This window comes from Blautia marasmi, from assembly GCF_900258535.1.
Lineage (GTDB): Bacteria > Bacillota > Clostridia > Lachnospirales > Lachnospiraceae > Blautia > Blautia hominis.
In genome coordinates, this window is sequence record NZ_OIWX01000001.1 from 1177139 (window position 1) to 1193650 (window position 16512).

13 protein-coding genes and 2 pseudogenes are annotated in these 16512 nt (G+C 46.0%); 1 reads left to right on the forward strand and 14 read right to left on the reverse strand.

The genetic code is table 11. The annotated features are described in order from the left end of the window. Positions 1-104 precede the first annotated feature (104 nt). The 13 genes and pseudogenes from ltrA to rplM form a co-directional block, all read right to left on the reverse strand. Positions 105-2012: a group II intron reverse transcriptase/maturase gene (ltrA, locus tag C6P39_RS05235; protein ID WP_104803064.1), complete on the reverse strand. Its 1908-nt coding sequence runs from the start codon at positions 2010-2012 to the stop codon at positions 105-107. 700 nt (positions 2013-2712) lie between these two features. Continuing rightward, a pseudogene (locus C6P39_RS05240) lies at positions 2713-3507 on the reverse strand (type IV secretory system conjugative DNA transfer family protein); the annotation flags it as partial. Further along, entirely contained in the window at positions 3504-3989 is a 486-nt protein-coding gene (locus C6P39_RS05245; protein ID WP_104803066.1) for a PcfB family protein, read from the reverse strand. The pseudogene C6P39_RS05240 and the gene C6P39_RS05245, both read right to left, overlap by 4 nt. 95 nt (positions 3990-4084) lie before the next feature. Then, positions 4085-4396 carry a DUF5720 family protein gene (locus tag C6P39_RS05250; RefSeq protein ID WP_104803067.1) on the reverse strand — a complete coding sequence of 104 codons (312 nt, stop codon included), beginning with the start codon at positions 4394-4396 and terminating at the stop codon, positions 4085-4087. Continuing rightward, the gene (locus C6P39_RS05255) at positions 4389-4757 is read right to left on the reverse strand and encodes a DUF7768 domain-containing protein (RefSeq protein ID WP_104803068.1); all 369 of its coding nucleotides are present in this window, start codon (positions 4755-4757) and stop codon (positions 4389-4391) included. The genes C6P39_RS05250 and C6P39_RS05255 overlap by 8 nt, the downstream gene beginning before the upstream one ends. 43 nt (positions 4758-4800) lie before the next feature. Beyond that, a complete protein-coding gene (locus C6P39_RS05260; RefSeq protein WP_104803069.1) occupies positions 4801-5682 on the reverse strand; it encodes a DUF6017 domain-containing protein in 882 nt (293 codons plus the stop codon). Positions 5683-5752: 70 nt separating this feature from the next. Continuing rightward, positions 5753-5941, reverse strand: a complete 189-nt coding sequence (locus C6P39_RS05265) for a hypothetical protein (RefSeq protein WP_104803070.1) — start codon at positions 5939-5941, stop codon at positions 5753-5755. A 10-nt stretch (positions 5942-5951) separates the two neighbouring features. Beyond that, a complete protein-coding gene (locus tag C6P39_RS05270; protein WP_104803071.1) occupies positions 5952-6458 on the reverse strand; it encodes a hypothetical protein in 507 nt (168 codons plus the stop codon). A 3-nt stretch (positions 6459-6461) separates the two neighbouring features. Then, on the reverse strand, positions 6462-6734 hold the full coding sequence (locus C6P39_RS05275) for a DUF5720 family protein (RefSeq protein WP_104803072.1): 273 nt from the start codon (positions 6732-6734) through the stop codon (positions 6462-6464). A 12-nt stretch (positions 6735-6746) separates the two neighbouring features. Next, entirely contained in the window at positions 6747-7685 is a 939-nt protein-coding gene (locus C6P39_RS05280; RefSeq protein WP_104803073.1) for a ParB/RepB/Spo0J family partition protein, read from the reverse strand. Next, entirely contained in the window at positions 7642-8463 is an 822-nt protein-coding gene (locus C6P39_RS05285) for a ParA family protein (RefSeq protein ID WP_104803074.1), read from the reverse strand. Before C6P39_RS05285 ends, C6P39_RS05280 begins: the two co-directional genes overlap by 44 nt. Before the next feature lie 452 nt (positions 8464-8915). Further along, on the reverse strand, positions 8916-9308 hold the full coding sequence (gene rpsI, locus C6P39_RS05290; protein WP_095176088.1) for a 30S ribosomal protein S9: 393 nt from the start codon (positions 9306-9308) through the stop codon (positions 8916-8918). 16 nt (positions 9309-9324) lie between these two features. Further along, on the reverse strand, positions 9325-9753 hold the full coding sequence (rplM, locus tag C6P39_RS05295) for a 50S ribosomal protein L13 (RefSeq protein WP_065540580.1): 429 nt from the start codon (positions 9751-9753) through the stop codon (positions 9325-9327). Positions 9754-10148: 395 nt separating this feature from the next. Between rplM and C6P39_RS05300 the strand changes: the two are divergent. Further along, a pseudogene (locus C6P39_RS05300) lies at positions 10149-11880 on the forward strand (IS1634 family transposase). 386 nt (positions 11881-12266) lie between these two features. Here the strand turns inward: C6P39_RS05300 and C6P39_RS05305 are convergent. After that, entirely contained in the window at positions 12267-16487 is a 4221-nt protein-coding gene (locus C6P39_RS05305; RefSeq protein WP_158661465.1) for an alpha/beta hydrolase-fold protein, read from the reverse strand. Positions 16488-16512 lie beyond the last annotated feature (25 nt).

Sequence of the window (16512 nt, forward strand, 5' to 3'; positions counted from 1 at the left end):
TCTCCGGCTTTTCCCCCGACTAGCACCGGACATGCGATTTTCACCGCATCCGGCGCCCCATCGATTGTGTTGGCCTACATTTAAACAGTCACCAAATTATTACGTTACCCTATTGCTGGCAGACCAGCCCGCTCACGCAGACTGTTTATTTTGGAAATCATCTTTTTGGTTATTTCAAGTGTTTTGGTTAAGGCTTTTAATTCTCTTTGAGGTGTCTTCTGTAATAACGGCAGGTATTTCTTGTGTATGAGAATCATATTTCTGTAGCGTTCTTCTCCACCCTGTTCTTTAGATTTCTTGAACCAACATTCTATTGTTGAGGCATTCGTGAACACTTCTCCACTTATCGCACATTTACCCTGTTGTGCAGAAAATAAGGAAATTCTGCTATCCGTGTATTCTATGCTGTGGTCAGTTATCCGGTCATCTTTTAATCCATTCATGACCGCCTTGTTAAGAATGAGGCTTGTATGGATTAGTTCCCTTCCCTCTGGTGTGTAGCTACATACTTTGATTCTTTTAGGCATTGCCACCTTGAATTTCACATATGCTATCGGATAAATCATCTGGTCAATCCCAGCAACATATCTTATCATCCTGGATTTTCCAAATCTTCCCTTTTCGCTCTGGGTTATCGTTCCGCCCTCACGCTTTAACATACATCCCTTTTCGGTGTTCAGCCTGTTTGTAAGTACCGTCATAACCTGTCTGTGGATTGCCCTGCAATCAAGGCTGATGCAGGTTGCAAGCTGGTAGTAGTTCTGTATGCCTAAAACCATCGAGTTATAAAGCCTTATCTCATTGAGACAGCTTATTTTTTCCCTTGGTCTTGCTATGTTCTTAGCTTGCTCCACTAATTTATCCTTTTCAATCTTTAGCCTTTTATCACAGATTGCCGATTTGACTACATACTTATGGTGTTTGGGAATGACCTTGATTTTGAAGCCTAAAAATTCCGACCATCTTTTACGGGTGTTTACAATCCTCGTTTTTTCTGGTGATACTTCAAGTTTCAGCCTTTCCTCAATCCACTTTGTGACAGCTTCTTTTGTTTTTACAGCGTCTTCCTTGGTTCTACAGAAGATTCTAAAATCGTCAGCATATCTCACGATATGCATTTCCTTGAGATTTGTCCTCCTCATTACCGTATATCCGTGGCTTTTATCTAAGACCTCGGACGTTCTGATAACTCTGTATTTCGCTTTTTTTAATGCCAGTGGGTTTTCTTCCCATTGGCTAGCCACCCACCAGTCAAGTTCATTTAGCACTATGTTTGCCAGCAAGGGGGAAATGATGCCGCCCTGCGGAGTTCCCTCGGTAGGGATGAGTGTTGAACCATCCTGCATTCTTATTGGTGCTGTCAGAATTCGCTTTATTACAAATATAAGCTGTTTGTCCTGTATTCCGAATGCCCAAATCTGTTTTATCAGCTTGCTATGATTCACATGGTCAAAAAATCCTTTTATATCAAATTCAATCACATAATGAAGATTCATTCTCTGTAACATCGTGTAAGTTTTTGATATCGCATGCTCAACCGAACGATTTGGTCTGAATCCATAGCTATTGTTATAAAACTTTGCCTCACATATCGGCTCTAAAATCTGCTTAATACATTGCTGTATCAGCCTGTCCCATATACACGGGATGCCTAAGGGACGCAGTTTTCCATTGGGTTTTGGTATATCTTTCCGTCTTACAGGTTTGGGTCTGTAGCCATGCTGGCTCCCCGTAACAATGAACCTCACTTTCTCCACAACCTTGTCGGGAGACATTCCCCCGATTTCTGTGATATTCCTGTTGTCCGTACCTGCTGTGTAGCTTCCTTTGTTAGCCTTTATGTTCCTATATGCGAGCAGGATGTTATCCCGGCTCAATATCAAATCCATAAGACTTTCAAATGTATCGCCGCTTAGGCTTCTCTGATATAACTCATCGAAGGTATCCTGCATATCATAGTATTCAGCGTGCCGCAAATCATCTACACATAGGTTTTTGTTTTTCTTTGGCATAAGGCATCACCTCCTTTTGAAAGTGACCCTTTTGGTCTTATTCGAATCCTTATGTTGGACTGAATAATGTATGCTTTTTACAACCGACTAGAGGCCATTCCTACTTCTTCCATTACAGAAGCTATCAACAGTTCGACCTCAACCTTTCAGCACCGATTCATCTGCTTATTGTTCTTCGTCAGATTATCCCTGTCCGGGATTCGCTACCTTTCCTTGTTCCGATAGTCCTATCTGTACATTTATACCCTTAGGTTTCTGCTATAGTCCTGCCAGCTTGGATATGCCTGTAACATATCATGGTCGTTCGTAGGGAAAATTTCTACTAAACCACACTGGCTGCGCTTTAACGCACCCATACATTTCTATATGGTCTTCTTTTAGAACCGTACATTCACAGATTCGTCAGTTTGCCCGCCAAAGCAAACATACTAACCATAGGTATTTTATAGAGCCTCGGCTTATAGGTAACACACCCCACCTCTGGGGCGCTTTCGTGAGACATTTGGCAGTCTCTTACGGTTACTCTCAGCCTTTGTCATGGAGCTTCAAACCCCGACCTTTACAATCGACGCATGTCCATCAAGGCTAGGCGTTTCCGGACGTTACTCCTTCATTCCACCTATTGAACTATCAGTTCATAGACTGATTTATTAAATTAAATCGTGCCCATGCGCAGGCTTGTTACCGCCTGCGAACAAGTCGCACTCACCCAAAAATCGTCCCCGGCTTTTCCCTCGCCTTTGGTGTTGGCAATCAGGGTCGTGACCAGCTTCAAGATGTCTTTTTCACTGTGGATATATGCGAACGGGTTATAGTGCATGGACTTCTTGAAATTGATGGTGTTCAGCACCTTGATGTGATACGGCTCATAAATGATTTTGCCGTTTTTGTCTTTTTCCGGCTTTCCGTCCTTGCCCAGCTTGGGCGCGCCGCGCTGGAGCATTTTGCCGCACTCCACCAAAATGGTTCCTTTCGGGTCTGTGACAACATAACTTGAGTGCATTTGCATCAGGTTAGGCTTGAGCCAGAAGCGGGTCTTGCCGGAGCCGGAGCCGCCAATGACCACCACATTTTTGTTGCGGGCGGTCTTGGGGTCTTTCGGGCGGCTGCTCATGGTCAGGCGTTCCGTCTGCGTGAGAATGACGTTATTCTGGAACACCGGGTCAATATAGGGCTGAATGTCCTCATGAGTTCCCCAGCGGGCAGAGCCATACTCCACATCTTTGCGGTACTTCTTGGCGTTCTTGCCCTTGATGTAAACCGCCAGCCGCAGCGCAGCGCCGCACAGCAGGCCAACCAATAAATCCGCCGGCACGAAGCTGGGGAGGGGAGATTGGAACGCAGCGGAAAAGCCCTCACCGATGTGAAGCAACTTGCTGCCAAAGTCCACGCCAGCCGCCAGCCGGTATGCCTGCCCCAGCTTGGTGGCGTACAGCCCCAGCACCACATACGGCAGATTCAGCAGAACGAGTTTTCTTATATTGATTTGCTTCATCGTTCACGCTCCTTTTTCCTGGTGTGGTCGGTGATGGCGTTCTTCACCAAATCCTTGAAGTGGTTTAGCCTGGCAAGGACAGAGGGACGCGATGCTTTCTTGACTTTCTTACTGGAATACTCCGAAAAGGCGGCGGTCAGGGCGTCGGCATCACGGGCCTTGAAGAAAATCATGTATTTGGGCGGTGTGGTGCTGCGGTCTTTCTTCACGGCATAGTCCACACCGTACTTCCGGGCGATTTTCTCAAAATCCCGTACCGATGGGTCTGTGATTTCCAGATTGGAAACGCCCTGGTTCTGGCCCACCAACTGCTTGACCGTCTGTTTCCCCTTGGGGATTACCGGCGCATCCCGGCTCTTTTTCGCTTTCTTTTCTTTGAGGTGCGCCATGTACTTGGAAATGGCGGCTTTTAACAGCCGGCCGGTAAAACGGGAACCGCTGACAATTAGCGTCACGGTTCGGTTTTCAACTTCTTCCTGCATCGTTCATCGCTCCTTTCCTTGGGATTTGCAGGGCATATTCCGACTAAGGCGGCACCACCAGCCGCCGCAAAAGGTGCTTTTGCATGGCATCCCCCTTACCGAACCTGGTCTTTGCGGTCGTAGTAGAGATTGCCACTTACCACCTTTGCATGGCTTAAAATCCTGATGTCCCCGCGCTCCTGACAGGCAAGCATTTTCTGGTATCCCCCGTCCGTCAGGAACAGGCGCATCCGCTCCCCTTTGTCGCCCACCGGCGATTCATGGGTCAGGACATCAAAGATAACCATGTGCCGGGTATCCGGGGCAAAACGGTTTAGATCCATGTATTCGTGGCCTGCGTACTCCTTGGCTCCGGCTTTCAGCCGCATTTCCTCCATCAGTTCGCCGATTGTCTTTTTGTTACTCACAGTCCTGTCCTCCTTTCCCGGTATCGCGCCCCTGCCCTTTGACAGTGAGGATACCAGCCAGCGTGGTGGCGGTGATCCGCAGCCGCTCCGCCATCGCAATGTCATTTTTTACAGTTTCATCTACCACGGAGCCACAGACCACCAGCACATGAGCGCGCCGGAGGTAATCCCTCGCCATGTCGATGCCGTCCTTATGCTCCGCTGGAATCTCATCTTTCAGGAATAAGGGCAGGAACAAAAGCGGGCAGGCGGGAGAAAAACCGGCCTCGTAAACCAGCCGGCAGTACCGAGCGGCATTTTCCGTGTTTTCAAATTCATTTGCGCCCCACGGGGCGGTGATATAAGCTAAAGGTCGTTTCATAACAGTTTCCTTTCTCCCGGCATCCGGGCCGCAAAAAAGGCAGCTAAATGCTGCCCTGTGCCATATCGTGGTTGACAAGCGCCGAATAGTAATTGCTGATAGTGGCCGGCGCATTGAACAGTACCGTCAGCAGATATTGCTTGATATTGCGCACCTTGGTGGTGTTCTCCTTCATGCAGGAAAGCACGAACTGGATATGCTCGCTGTCCAGCTTCAAAAGTCTTGATTTTACCACCTCATGAGGAAAATCACTTCCGGCAACCCGTGTATATTTGCGTTTCGCGCAGACCACCTCCAGCATCAGTTCCACAATTTCCTCCAGGGCTTCGGTGTCATAGGGGAATTGCTGGCACAGGCCTTCAAAGCCGATATTTTCAAGAATCAATTTCCGATAATTCTCAAAATCATCTGTGTCCATCATTTCCCTTCGTTTCGGTTCCGGCGGGCTTGCCGCCGTTTTCCCGAAAAGGAAAGGAATCGAATCGGTACTTACTCTGCCTGTATTTATTTTTTCTGTATTTTGTATATCTATATTTAATTGCGTTGGATTTTCCGATGACGATTTTCCCGTTGACGGATTATCCGTTGTCGGAAAACCCGACAACGGTTTTTCCAATGACGGTTCCGGTTCCATAGGGCTTTCGTGGATGATGTACTCATTCCCACTGAATTTGCCGCTGGCATCGGTGGTCTGGCGGCGGATAATATACCCGCCCTTTTCCAGTTCATTGATTGCTGACCGGATGGCGTCCTTGCTTTCCCGGTTGATAAAGGACAGCCCTGCAAGGGTATAGTCCCAATCCTCCGGCAGCGAGAGCATCTGTGAGAGCAGACCCTTTGCTTTCAGTGACAGGCTTTTGTCCCTTAGATGATAGTTTGACATTACCGTGTAATCCCGTGTGCGTTCGACACGAAACACAGCCATTGGCTTCACCCCTTCCTGCTTTTTGGCATGAAAAAAACCGCAGCTTCAAATCTGTGAAACTACGGCAGTATCAATGATATTTTATTGTTTTGGCGCGTCCGTAAAAACCGTATGGCTTCATTCGGAAACGCCGTTCCTGCGCAGGGTGGAGCAGCGCGTCCAGCTGTGACAGGGCGTGTATGCTTTTATCACGGCTGTCCTCCTCGCCGCTGTTATAACACTCCCGCACACTTTCCCGGATTTCTTTTTCCGTACACATGATACCCTCCTTACAATTCATAGAATGGGGCTTCGCCCTCAAACTGCGGCTCACACAGTTCAAACAGCTCTGTTGTCAAATCGTCCGGCATAAACCCGATGTCACAATCGGCATCCAGCTTTCCCTTGACCGTGCGGTATTCCGCAAGATAGCTGGCATCTCCGCAAGCGGCCTTTACCGTCATGTTGGAAACCGCCATGACCGTCATATCCTCCAACAGCCACAGTTCATAGGAATGGGAAGTAAGGATGAAGTCAGCCTGACAGCGGTTGACTGTTTCAAACAACTTTGTCGCCCGCTGGGGAAACAACTCCTGCCCGCAGTAAACAAAAGCGTGTTCATAGTCGCCGCCGGCTTCAAACGCATAGACCGTCCTTGCGTTGTCACGGACAGCCTGCGCGATGGCTTCAAAGTCCAGCCCCGCCAACTCCTTTGCGACTTCCTCATCACTGTAATCAGGAAGCAGGATTGTAAAAATATACTTGATTGCGGATGTAATCGCCCTTTCAGAATACATAGATTAAGCCCTCCCTTTCTTTTTCAGGTTTTGATAAAGGATATTCCCCTCGATCACATGGGCGTACCTCTTGATTTTGATCTCTTTCTGGTTCTGGCTAAAAAGCGCCTGCCGGTAGGCTTCATCGGACAAGAACAGGCGGATTTCATCGCCAACGCAGCCATAAGCAGATTTTTTTCGGACAACAAACTCAATCATGTGCCGGGTACTGTCCATGAATCGCTCCAGAGCCAGAATGTTATGGCCTTTCATTTCTTTTGCGGAAATGTCCTGCATAAGCGGCTCCTTTCATCGCTCCTGTTGCTGCTGTCGTTTTTTCTGCCATTGGTCTAACAGTTTGATAATGGTTTCCTGCATACGCAGCGGCGTGTAGCTTTTCGGGAAATACTTTTTCAGCACATCCGAGTTCAACACCACCTTATCCAGATCGCTTTTCTTTTCTTCGGACATAATCGCGGACATGGCATCGTACCCCAACTTCCCCTCGGCACTGAATTTTTTCAGCCGCTGCGCCTGCGATAGGGACGGGGTGGCCTGTTCCTCATCCATAACGTCAATGAGCTGTCTTTGTTCCTCTGGCTTGAGGAAAGACAGCTCATAGGCGGGATTAAAGGCTATTTTCTTTTCATCGACCATATCCAGCAATTCGGGGATAAGTTCGGTCAGACGGACAAATCGGAATATCTGGTTTTTGCTCTGCCCAACCTGTTCGGCCAAAATCTCACTGGATTTCTTACCGCCATAATCGTTCCCAAGTTGGGAACCATTTTCTTTAGAAGGTCTACCGGCCTGTCGCTTCATAGCTTCCAGCTTCATCTTATATGCAAAGGCTCTCTCGCTGGGGAGCAGTTCCTCACGCTGTAAGTTGCTGTCAACCATGATAATGGTGGCAGCATCATCGTCCAGATCGCGGATAATGACCGGCATGGTATCCTTCCCGGCAATCTCGCTGGCATGGTGGCGGCGGTGTCCGGCAACCAGTTCATAGCCGCCGTCCGGGTCTGGTCTGGCAATGGCAGGCACCAGAACGCCGTACTGGCGTATGCTCTCGGCGGTATCCATCATCGCTTCATCATCCTTGACTTTGAACGGGTGATTCTTGAACGGGTGTAACTCCGCCAGCGAAACTTCCATCACCTTTTCATGTTCCACATCGGCTCGGCTTTCTTCTGTGGAAAACAGGTCATCGACCGAAGCCAGCTTTACATTTTTCGCGCTGCTTTTCAATTTTAAGCACCTCCTTTGTCAGATTTTCATACCCCTCCGCCACCTTGCCGCCGGGGTCATGGGCAAAGATGCTCTTGCCCTCGGCGCTGGTTTCTTTGGCGCGGACAGAATGGGGAATGTCGGTTCCAAACACCTTGATTTTGCCGCCGTAGGTTTCCCGGAGCAAAGCGCTGACCTCTTTTGCAAAGTTCGTCCGGCTGTCCACCATTGTCAGCAGGATACCGTCAATTTGCAGCTTCGGATTGATTTGCCGCCGCACCTTGCTGATGGTCTGCAAAAGCTGTTCCAGGCCTTTGGCGGGCAGATACTCTGCCTGGACGGGAATCAGTACCCTGTTGGCGGCGGCAAGGGCGTTGACCGTCAACATACCAAGGGACGGCTGACAATCTATCAGAATATGGGTATAGTCCCGCTTCACAGTGTCTAAATATTGCTTTAAGACTGTTTCCCGGCTCATGGCGTTTACCAGCGATACTTCCATGCCGGAAAGCTGAATATCTGCTGGCATGAGATCAACCCCCTCTGCATGGTGCAGGATTCCCTCGTGCGGTGCTATCGGCTGGTCGGTAAGAACCTTGCCCATCATGTCAGAGAGCGTAACCGGCAGCTTGTCCGGCTGCGGGTTTCCTAAGCTGATGGTAAGGCTCCCCTGCGGATCGCCATCCACCAGCAGCACCTTTTTCCCTGCCCGTGCCAGTCCAATGCCGAGATTGGCACAGGTGGTGGTCTTTCCAACACCGCCTTTCTGATTTGCGATTGCAATGATTTGTGCGTTCAATTTGAAACACCTCCTTATTTTTGGACAAAAAAATAGAGCGCCTATCCGTCCCCGTGAGTAGGGGCGCATAGACGCTCTATGTAAATTGTCGAGGCAAATCGGACATTCGGAATCCGCTTCGCTACTTCCTCATAACCTCAAGTAAAAAGCAACTTGAGGTTAAATTTTATTTGGATTGCACAAATTCATTCAAACCATGCCAAACTGCATCAGCGGAAATTTGCTCTCCAGATGATCCTAAAAATCGTTCTCGAAAAAGGGCCGAATCCGGCTCGAAATTAGCCCATTATTTAACCAGTCAGCCTATCTTTTTTGCGATTTAACCCCTATTTAACCAGTAAAAATTGAGTTAAAGCACATCAGATACTGTCAAATTTCGTCAAACCATTTAGGTAAAGAAAAACCCCGAAAGCCGCATGGCTTCGAGGTTTTTCGGGGTTTTTGTATGTCGATTATCGCTTGGAGAACTGCGGTGCTCTACGTGCTGCCTTGAGACCGTATTTCTTTCTCTCTTTCATTCTCGGGTCACGAGTCAGGTAACCAGCGGATTTTAATACTGGTCTGTACTCAGCATCTGCCTCCAGTAATGCTCTGGAGATTCCGTGACGGATAGCACCAGCCTGTCCTGTAAATCCACCGCCATGAACGTTTACTAACACGTCAAATTTGTCTGCTGTCTCAGTTGCCACTAAGGGCTGACGAACAACAACTTTCAGTGTCTCTAATCCGAAATATTCATCAATGTCTCTTTTATTGATAGTGATCTTACCTGTTCCCGGTACTAAGTAAACACGAGCTACAGATGATTTTCTTCTTCCTGTTCCATAGAATTTTGTACTAGCCAATGTTCTCTACCTCCTATTAAAATGTTAATACTTCTGGCTTCTGAGCTGCATTCTTGTGTTCCGGTCCTGCGTAAACGTGCAGCTTTTTGATCATGGATCTTCCTAAAGGTCCTTTCGGAAGCATTCCCTTAACAGCGAGTTCAAGAACCTTTTCCGGCTTTTTAGCCATCATTTCTCTCAATGTGGTCTCTTTCATTCCGCCAACATAGTCAGAGTGATGATAATAAATCTTCTGGTCTAATTTCTTACCAGTTACGCTTACTTTCTCAGCGTTAACGATGATTACATAATCACCTGTATCAACATGAGGAGTGAAAACTGGTTTGTTTTTTCCTCTTAAAACTTTAGCTACTTCAGATGCAAGGCGGCCTAAGGTTTTGCCTTCAGCGTCCACTACATACCATTTTCTTTCAATCTTATCCGGATTAGCCATATAAGTGTTCATGGTTTTACCTCCTAATTTTCAGCATATACAGTAATATTCAAATTCATAAATTTATAATGAAAAATACCATACCGGGGCTTTTGGCTAGGTATTTTCGCACTACGTCACATTGAGATATTATATTACACTTATCCGGGCATGTCAACAGGTTTTCTCGAAAATTTTGGCAAAAAATAAGCCTTTCTGCGTGCTTCCCATCTAAATGGACCAGCCCGGCAGACGGATTTGTCTGTCGGGCTGCCACTTCCACACTTTTGCAGTTACTTTCTAAGATGATATATCTCGATTGCTTTATTCATAAGGCATTCGGGCATTTTTTGTTTTATTTTTTTGTCATGTTTTACTGGATATATGTGGATGTATATGATATAATAAGGGTATTGGAGGTGTCAATTATGCATTTAAGAAAAACTAAAACATCAAAAGGACGTATCTATCTGGCAATTGTAGATTCCTATTATGACAAACAGCGAAAAATGTCTCGTTCTAAGACTGTTGAATCTTTGGGCTATCTTGATGAATTGGAAAAACTATATGATGATCCTATTGCCCACTTTCAAAAACGTGCTGAAGAATTAAAAATCGAAAAAAATGCGATGCAAGCTCCCATTAACTTTACTTTTTATCCTTCCGATCGTTTGTGCACGGATGATACTTCTCTTCGAAAAAACTTTGGCTATGCTGCTCTAAGTAAGATTTATCATGAACTTGAAATTGATAAGTTCCTTATTAATCGCAGGCGCCATTCAAAAGAGAAGTTTGATGCAAATACTATCATGAAGATGCTTGTATATTCAAGGCTTCTCTTTCCAGCATCAAAGAAAGCTTCTTTTGATAACAGGGAACAGTTCTTCGAAAAAACAGACTATTCTTTAGATGATGTTTATCGCTGTCTTTCCTTCTTTTCAAAACACAAAGAAAGCCTTCAAGTCTGGATGAACGATAAAATCAAAGAGAAATACGGTAGGGACACCAGCCTTATTTATTACGATGTGACGAATTACTATTTCGAATCAGATGACCAGAATGATTTCCTTCGAAAAGGTGTTTCCAAGGAACACCGTCCAAACCCAATCGTACAGATGGGATTATTCATGGATAACAATGGAATTCCTATTACCTACGAACTTTTTGCAGGAAATACCAACGACTGCCTCACCTATCGTCCAAACTTTGGGCGAATCAAAAAAGAGTTTGATCTTGGTCGTGTTATTTCTGTTGCAGATAAAGGAATGACCACTGGTGATAACATTTGGTATACCATTAATACTCCCACAAAAGATGGCTATGTATTCAGCATGTCTGTACGTGGTGCTGATAAAGAAATGAAAAAGTATGTGCTCGACGAAGAGGATTATACCTGGCTGGGCACTGAATATAAAAGAAAGTCACGCAAGCACCCTCGCACGATTCAAGTCACCTCTCAAACCGGACGCAAGCTAAAGAAAACTGTACATGAAAAGCAGGTTGTCTTTTGGAGTGAAAAATATGCGAGACGAGCAAAAGCCGATCGTGCTGCGGCTCTTGCAAAAGCTGCAGACCTTGCAAAAAATCCAGGTGGTTATACCCGAGCAACTTCTTATGGTGCAGCAAAATATGTAAAGAAAATCGATTATGATAAAGATACTGGTGAAATTTTAACCGCATCTTCCATCTTAGAAATTGACGAAGCAAAGCTTCGTGAAGAAGAGGCACTTGATGGTTATTATGTTTTACTTACAAGTGAAATGGATGAAAGTGATGACAAAATCATTGACATGTACCGAGGACTTTGGAAAATCGAAGAATCATTTAAGGTAACTAAAAGCGAATTAGAAGCCAGACCCGTATATGTATGGACAAGAGAACATATAGAAGCACATTTTCTTACCTGTTTTGTGGCCCTTACCATCGCTCGCATACTTGAAACAAAGTTAGAGCAAAAATACAGCATTGGTAAGCTTCTGGAATCACTCTCTAAAGCAAGCTGTACCCTAATTCAACAGAACTATTACTTGTTTGATTACTACGACAATGTACAGAAAGACATCGGCAAGGTTCTTGATATTGATTTCAGTAAGAGAATCAGAACTCTTGGTGAAATAAAAAAAGTTTTAGCAGCCACAAAAAAGTGAAAATACACCATGAAAATATGACAAAAAGACAAACCCGTTAGTCAGCTTATTTGCTGGGCTAACGGGTATTTTTATACTTAATCATCTGCAAAAGTCAGGNGTGAAATAAAAAAAGTTTTAGCAGCCACAAAAAAGTGAAAATACACCATGAAAATATGACAAAAAGACAAACCCGTTAGTCAGCTTATTTGCTGGGCTAACGGGTATTTTTATACTTAATCATCTGCAAAAGTCAGGTTATATTACACTTATCCGGGCATGTCAACAGGTTTTCTCGAAAATTTTGGCAAAAAATAAGCCTTTCTGCGTGCTTCCCATCTAAATGGACCAGCCCGGCAGACGGATTTGTCTGTCGGGCTGCCACTTCCTTCCTATATAATATTTACAGAACTCAAAATATTATGACTTGCGGACCTGTTTTTTCTTTTTTATTACAAGGCCGATCCCGCCCAGTCCTGTGGCCGCTAATATGAGATAAAGTACAATCGGTGTCTCGTCTCCTGTCTTGGCATTGCCGGCACTTGTTGTCTTAGTCCCCTTGCTTCCTGTACCACCTCCCTGATCGGAAGGTTTTGTACCGGGAGTTTTTTTATCTCCGCCTTTGCCGTCATCTTTTCCGTCGTCTTTACCATCATCTTTGCCATCGTCCTTGCCGTCATCTTTTCCATCATCAGACGGGTCCTTGCCATCATCCTTTTTCTCAACACTTACATGTGCCAATTCCACTGTCTTATCAAAAACAGCAGCCGTCCAGCTCACATCATATGCTTCATCGGGGTTGATACTGCCTGTTATGTCATAAGAAAAACTGTCTTCTGCAGAACCGTCTGCCGTATAGTCCCGTTCAGATGCGGTGTATACGGTTTTACCTCCCTGTGTGACCGCAAGGGTAACCGGTATGGAGAGTGACGGCGCTTCATTCTCTGTGTATATGGATTCCGGTATCTTATTCATATAACTGCTGATGCTGTCCTCAACTTTGATCCCGGCCTTTACAATGGCCTTTCCATCTGTATTTTCCAGAACCGCCGAACCGCCAATCTGCTCTGTCACCGTTTCGTCTGCCTGATACATATGATCTCTCACATAAGAAAATGCGGATTTGAAGTAAGGGATATAAAATTCACTGTTGTGGTCCCCGTTCTCAATGAAGAAGCAATGCTCCACACCACGTTCCGTAAGAGCGGCATCCAGTTCAATGGCCGGAACGCCGAAGCCATAGAGATCCTGGTTTCCGCACATAAAATACATGGAAAAATACTGCAGGTATTCTGTTGATACCTCCTGTACAATTTTATTTGGGCTGTAGTCACCACCCATACTGAACGCTCCGAAGAAGCTGACTGCACCTGAAAACAAATCAGGATTGCGCAGAGCCAGGCCATAAGCCCCCTGTCCGCCCATGGATGCTCCTGCTGTCAAACGGTATCTGGCATCCCGGATCGTCCTGTACCCCGCATCCATCATGGGCACTATCTCATCTGTGACCATCTTCTCCCAGTCACCTCTCCACCAACTGCTTTCCGCACTGTTTGGTATTACCACGATCATTTCATCAATGAGACCTTCCTCAATCGCTTCATCAAAAAGCCTGTCTACATTATCTGTCATGTATGATGTATGGTCACTGTTAAACTGGTGCAGCAGATAAGTAGTCGGATAATTTCTGTCAGATTCAAAATACCCTTCCGGCAGGTATACCAGATATTTTTCTTCTGCTGTTCCTTCTGCACCTGCCGCGGATGCCGCATAAGCAGAATCGTATGAAGTCTCAAAAAATCTGGAATGGTTTCCATACATATAAATCCTGTCATCTCTGCTGATATATGTATCCTGGAACTTTATTTCCTGTATATTTCCGTCTGCAAAAGTAATTTTTCTCTCTGCATTGTATAAATAAGAAGTGACACCCTCTTTATCCTCTGTCTCAAATATGGTAATACCGGTATCCTCAATATCCGTAATGTCATTCTCATTTATCAGTGCTTCTGCCTCTTTTACCCTGTCTTCCTTTTTATTTCCTGATGAGAAGTAGTCCTCTGCTATTGTATTTGCATAGTCTTCTATCTTTCCTTCTTCCAAACAGGTATTCTGATATGCAACTGCCTCTGTTACAGACTCTTTTACTTCTTTTTCAGGCACTCTGGAGGGCAGGCCCTGCAGTTTATTGTAAGCAGCCTGACTGTAAAGGCCAACCGGACCGCTGTACCATCCGCCGCCGCCGTACGGAGGATCATTGTATACATGCACATACACCGTATTTGTACCACCGTAGTTCAAAATACTTGGGTCAATGGAAAATTTGCTGAGAACAGCCCAGGTTGTATCCCCTGTACTGCTGCCGTCTTCCTTGACACCGGTACCTCCCACTCTTTTTCCGTTGACAAAAACTTCGCCTCTGTCATCCATATAGCCGATGGAAAGTGTCAAATTCTCTTTCGTGAAATCTTCCGGCAGTTCAAAGGTTCTGGCATACCAGCCCCAGCCGGTGTTCATATACCAGATTTTTGTAATATTTCCAAATCCCTGTTCCCAGTTGGCAAGGGCAGGCTGAACCACGGACCATGATTTATATTCCTCTGCGGTCAATGTATCTGCCTGAAACGGGTCAGACAACCCTACATAGTTAAAGTACCAGTCCCCCATCAGATCGATCTGCTGCTCATCTTCCGACTCCCCGGTATCCTGGATCCGGATCAGTGTGGCTGTATCAAGGTCCAGGCGGACGCCTAAAAGATCAGCGTACATTTGGATCGTGGAGGACGTCTTATTTACTTTATTCGGAACCTTCACGCCGCCCTCATACTTTCCGGGGCCGTTTATGGTCTGTGAAATGGTGGTATCGTATAATACCTCTTTTGTGGAGGGATCAAGAACTGCAATGGTGATATCCATATTGCTGTTCCCTCCCTGGAAAAATTCAGCATACTTATTTCCAATCTCTATGGAATAGTTCACTTCCGCTGTCTTATCATTTCCTGTAAGCGCCGCTTTTTTCAGAGAAACATTTCCTGACGCCATACCGGAAATAAAGCGGTTTGTCATGCGGCTTACAACTCTTTCCAGGGATTCCTGCAGGTATTTGGCGCTGTAAGAGCCTGTTCTGACCGTAAATTCATGATAGTCAAAGGAAATGGATTTTTCCCAACTGATAAACAATGCGCCCATATCGCTGGTAGAGTGGGCCATATTTGTCCATCCATCGCCCGCCGGTGCATCCATGTACGTGTAGAAACTGTTATAAAATCCCTTCTTTGCATTTTGGCACTGCACTAAATAATCATATACATCACCGTATATCTCATACCAGGGGTTTTCACTGCTGACAAAATCACCTCTGATACTGGCGATCATGCCGAATGTTTTAGGTGTTGTAAGAGGAGTGCCTGCAATTACCTTCTGCTGTGCATCAAGTGTTTCGGGTGCATCCGTATCGGTCTCCTGCGGTTTTTGTGCATTCATGTCCGTATTCTTTTCGGATTCCTGCGGAGTCTGTGCATCGGTATCCTCATTGCTTTCGGACTCCTGAGGGGTCTGTGCATCTGTTTCTGCGTTCTTTCCAGACTCCTGTGGGGTCTGTGCATCTATTTCCGCAGTTTTTCCGGTATCCTGGGGGGTCTGTGGAATCTGTGCATTTATTTCCGCTGTCTTTCCGGTCCCCTGGAGATTCTGTGTATCTGCTTCCGTAGTCTTTCCGGTTCCACGGAGATTCTGTACATCTGTTTCTACTGTCTTTCCGGTCCCCTGAAGATTCTGTATATCTGTTTCTACTGATTCTACTGTCTTTCCGGTCCCCTGAAGATTCTGTATATCTGTTTCTACTGTCTCTCCGGTCCCCTGGAGATTCTGTGCATCCGCTTCCTCAGACTTTCCGCTCTCCTGCGGATTCTGTGCATCTGCTTCCTCAGACTTTCCGCTCTCCTGCGGATTCTGTGTATCTGCTTCCTCAGTCTTTCCGCTCTCCTGCGGATTCTGTGTATCTGCTTCCTCAGTCTTTCCGCTCTCCTGTGTATCAGAATCCGAGGAGTCCGATTTGTCTATGTCTGTATTTTCCTCATTATCCTGCCCGGCCCGGGAATCCACGTCTGTTTCCGTCTGACCTGCCGTCTCTTCTGACTGTTCTTCCGCTTCCTTTGGATCCTCCCGGTCCTCAGATTCTTTTGTCTCTGTCAACCCCAGTATATATGCAAGATATCCACCCACACCGGTCCCCACAACTGCTCTGTTGGCGGCTCCCGGAACCGTATTATACTTTGCATCCACATCAGCAGCAACCAGATCCATGACCTGCCGTACGTCCATATCCATGGTAAATACAGGTTTTACCAGGATCATATCCATTCCTTTTTCCCCGGACATGGTTTCCTGCAGTACATCTTCCATTCCCTCCGGATAATTTCCCAATCCGTCCTCCGGAAGCAGGTACATAACCGGATATTGCAGTCCCCCATCCGGGTCATATCCCTCAGGGAGTACCACCTGATACTCGCAGGTATTCCCATTCCACTCCACACTCTGGTTATCAGCCGCTTCTGTTTTCGCCTTTATTTCCAGAGGCGAAATAATGCTGCTAAGAACCATGGAAAGAGTTAGTAAAACCGTCACAATCTTTCTCTTCATAAAAGCTCCTCCTGTACATTTTGAC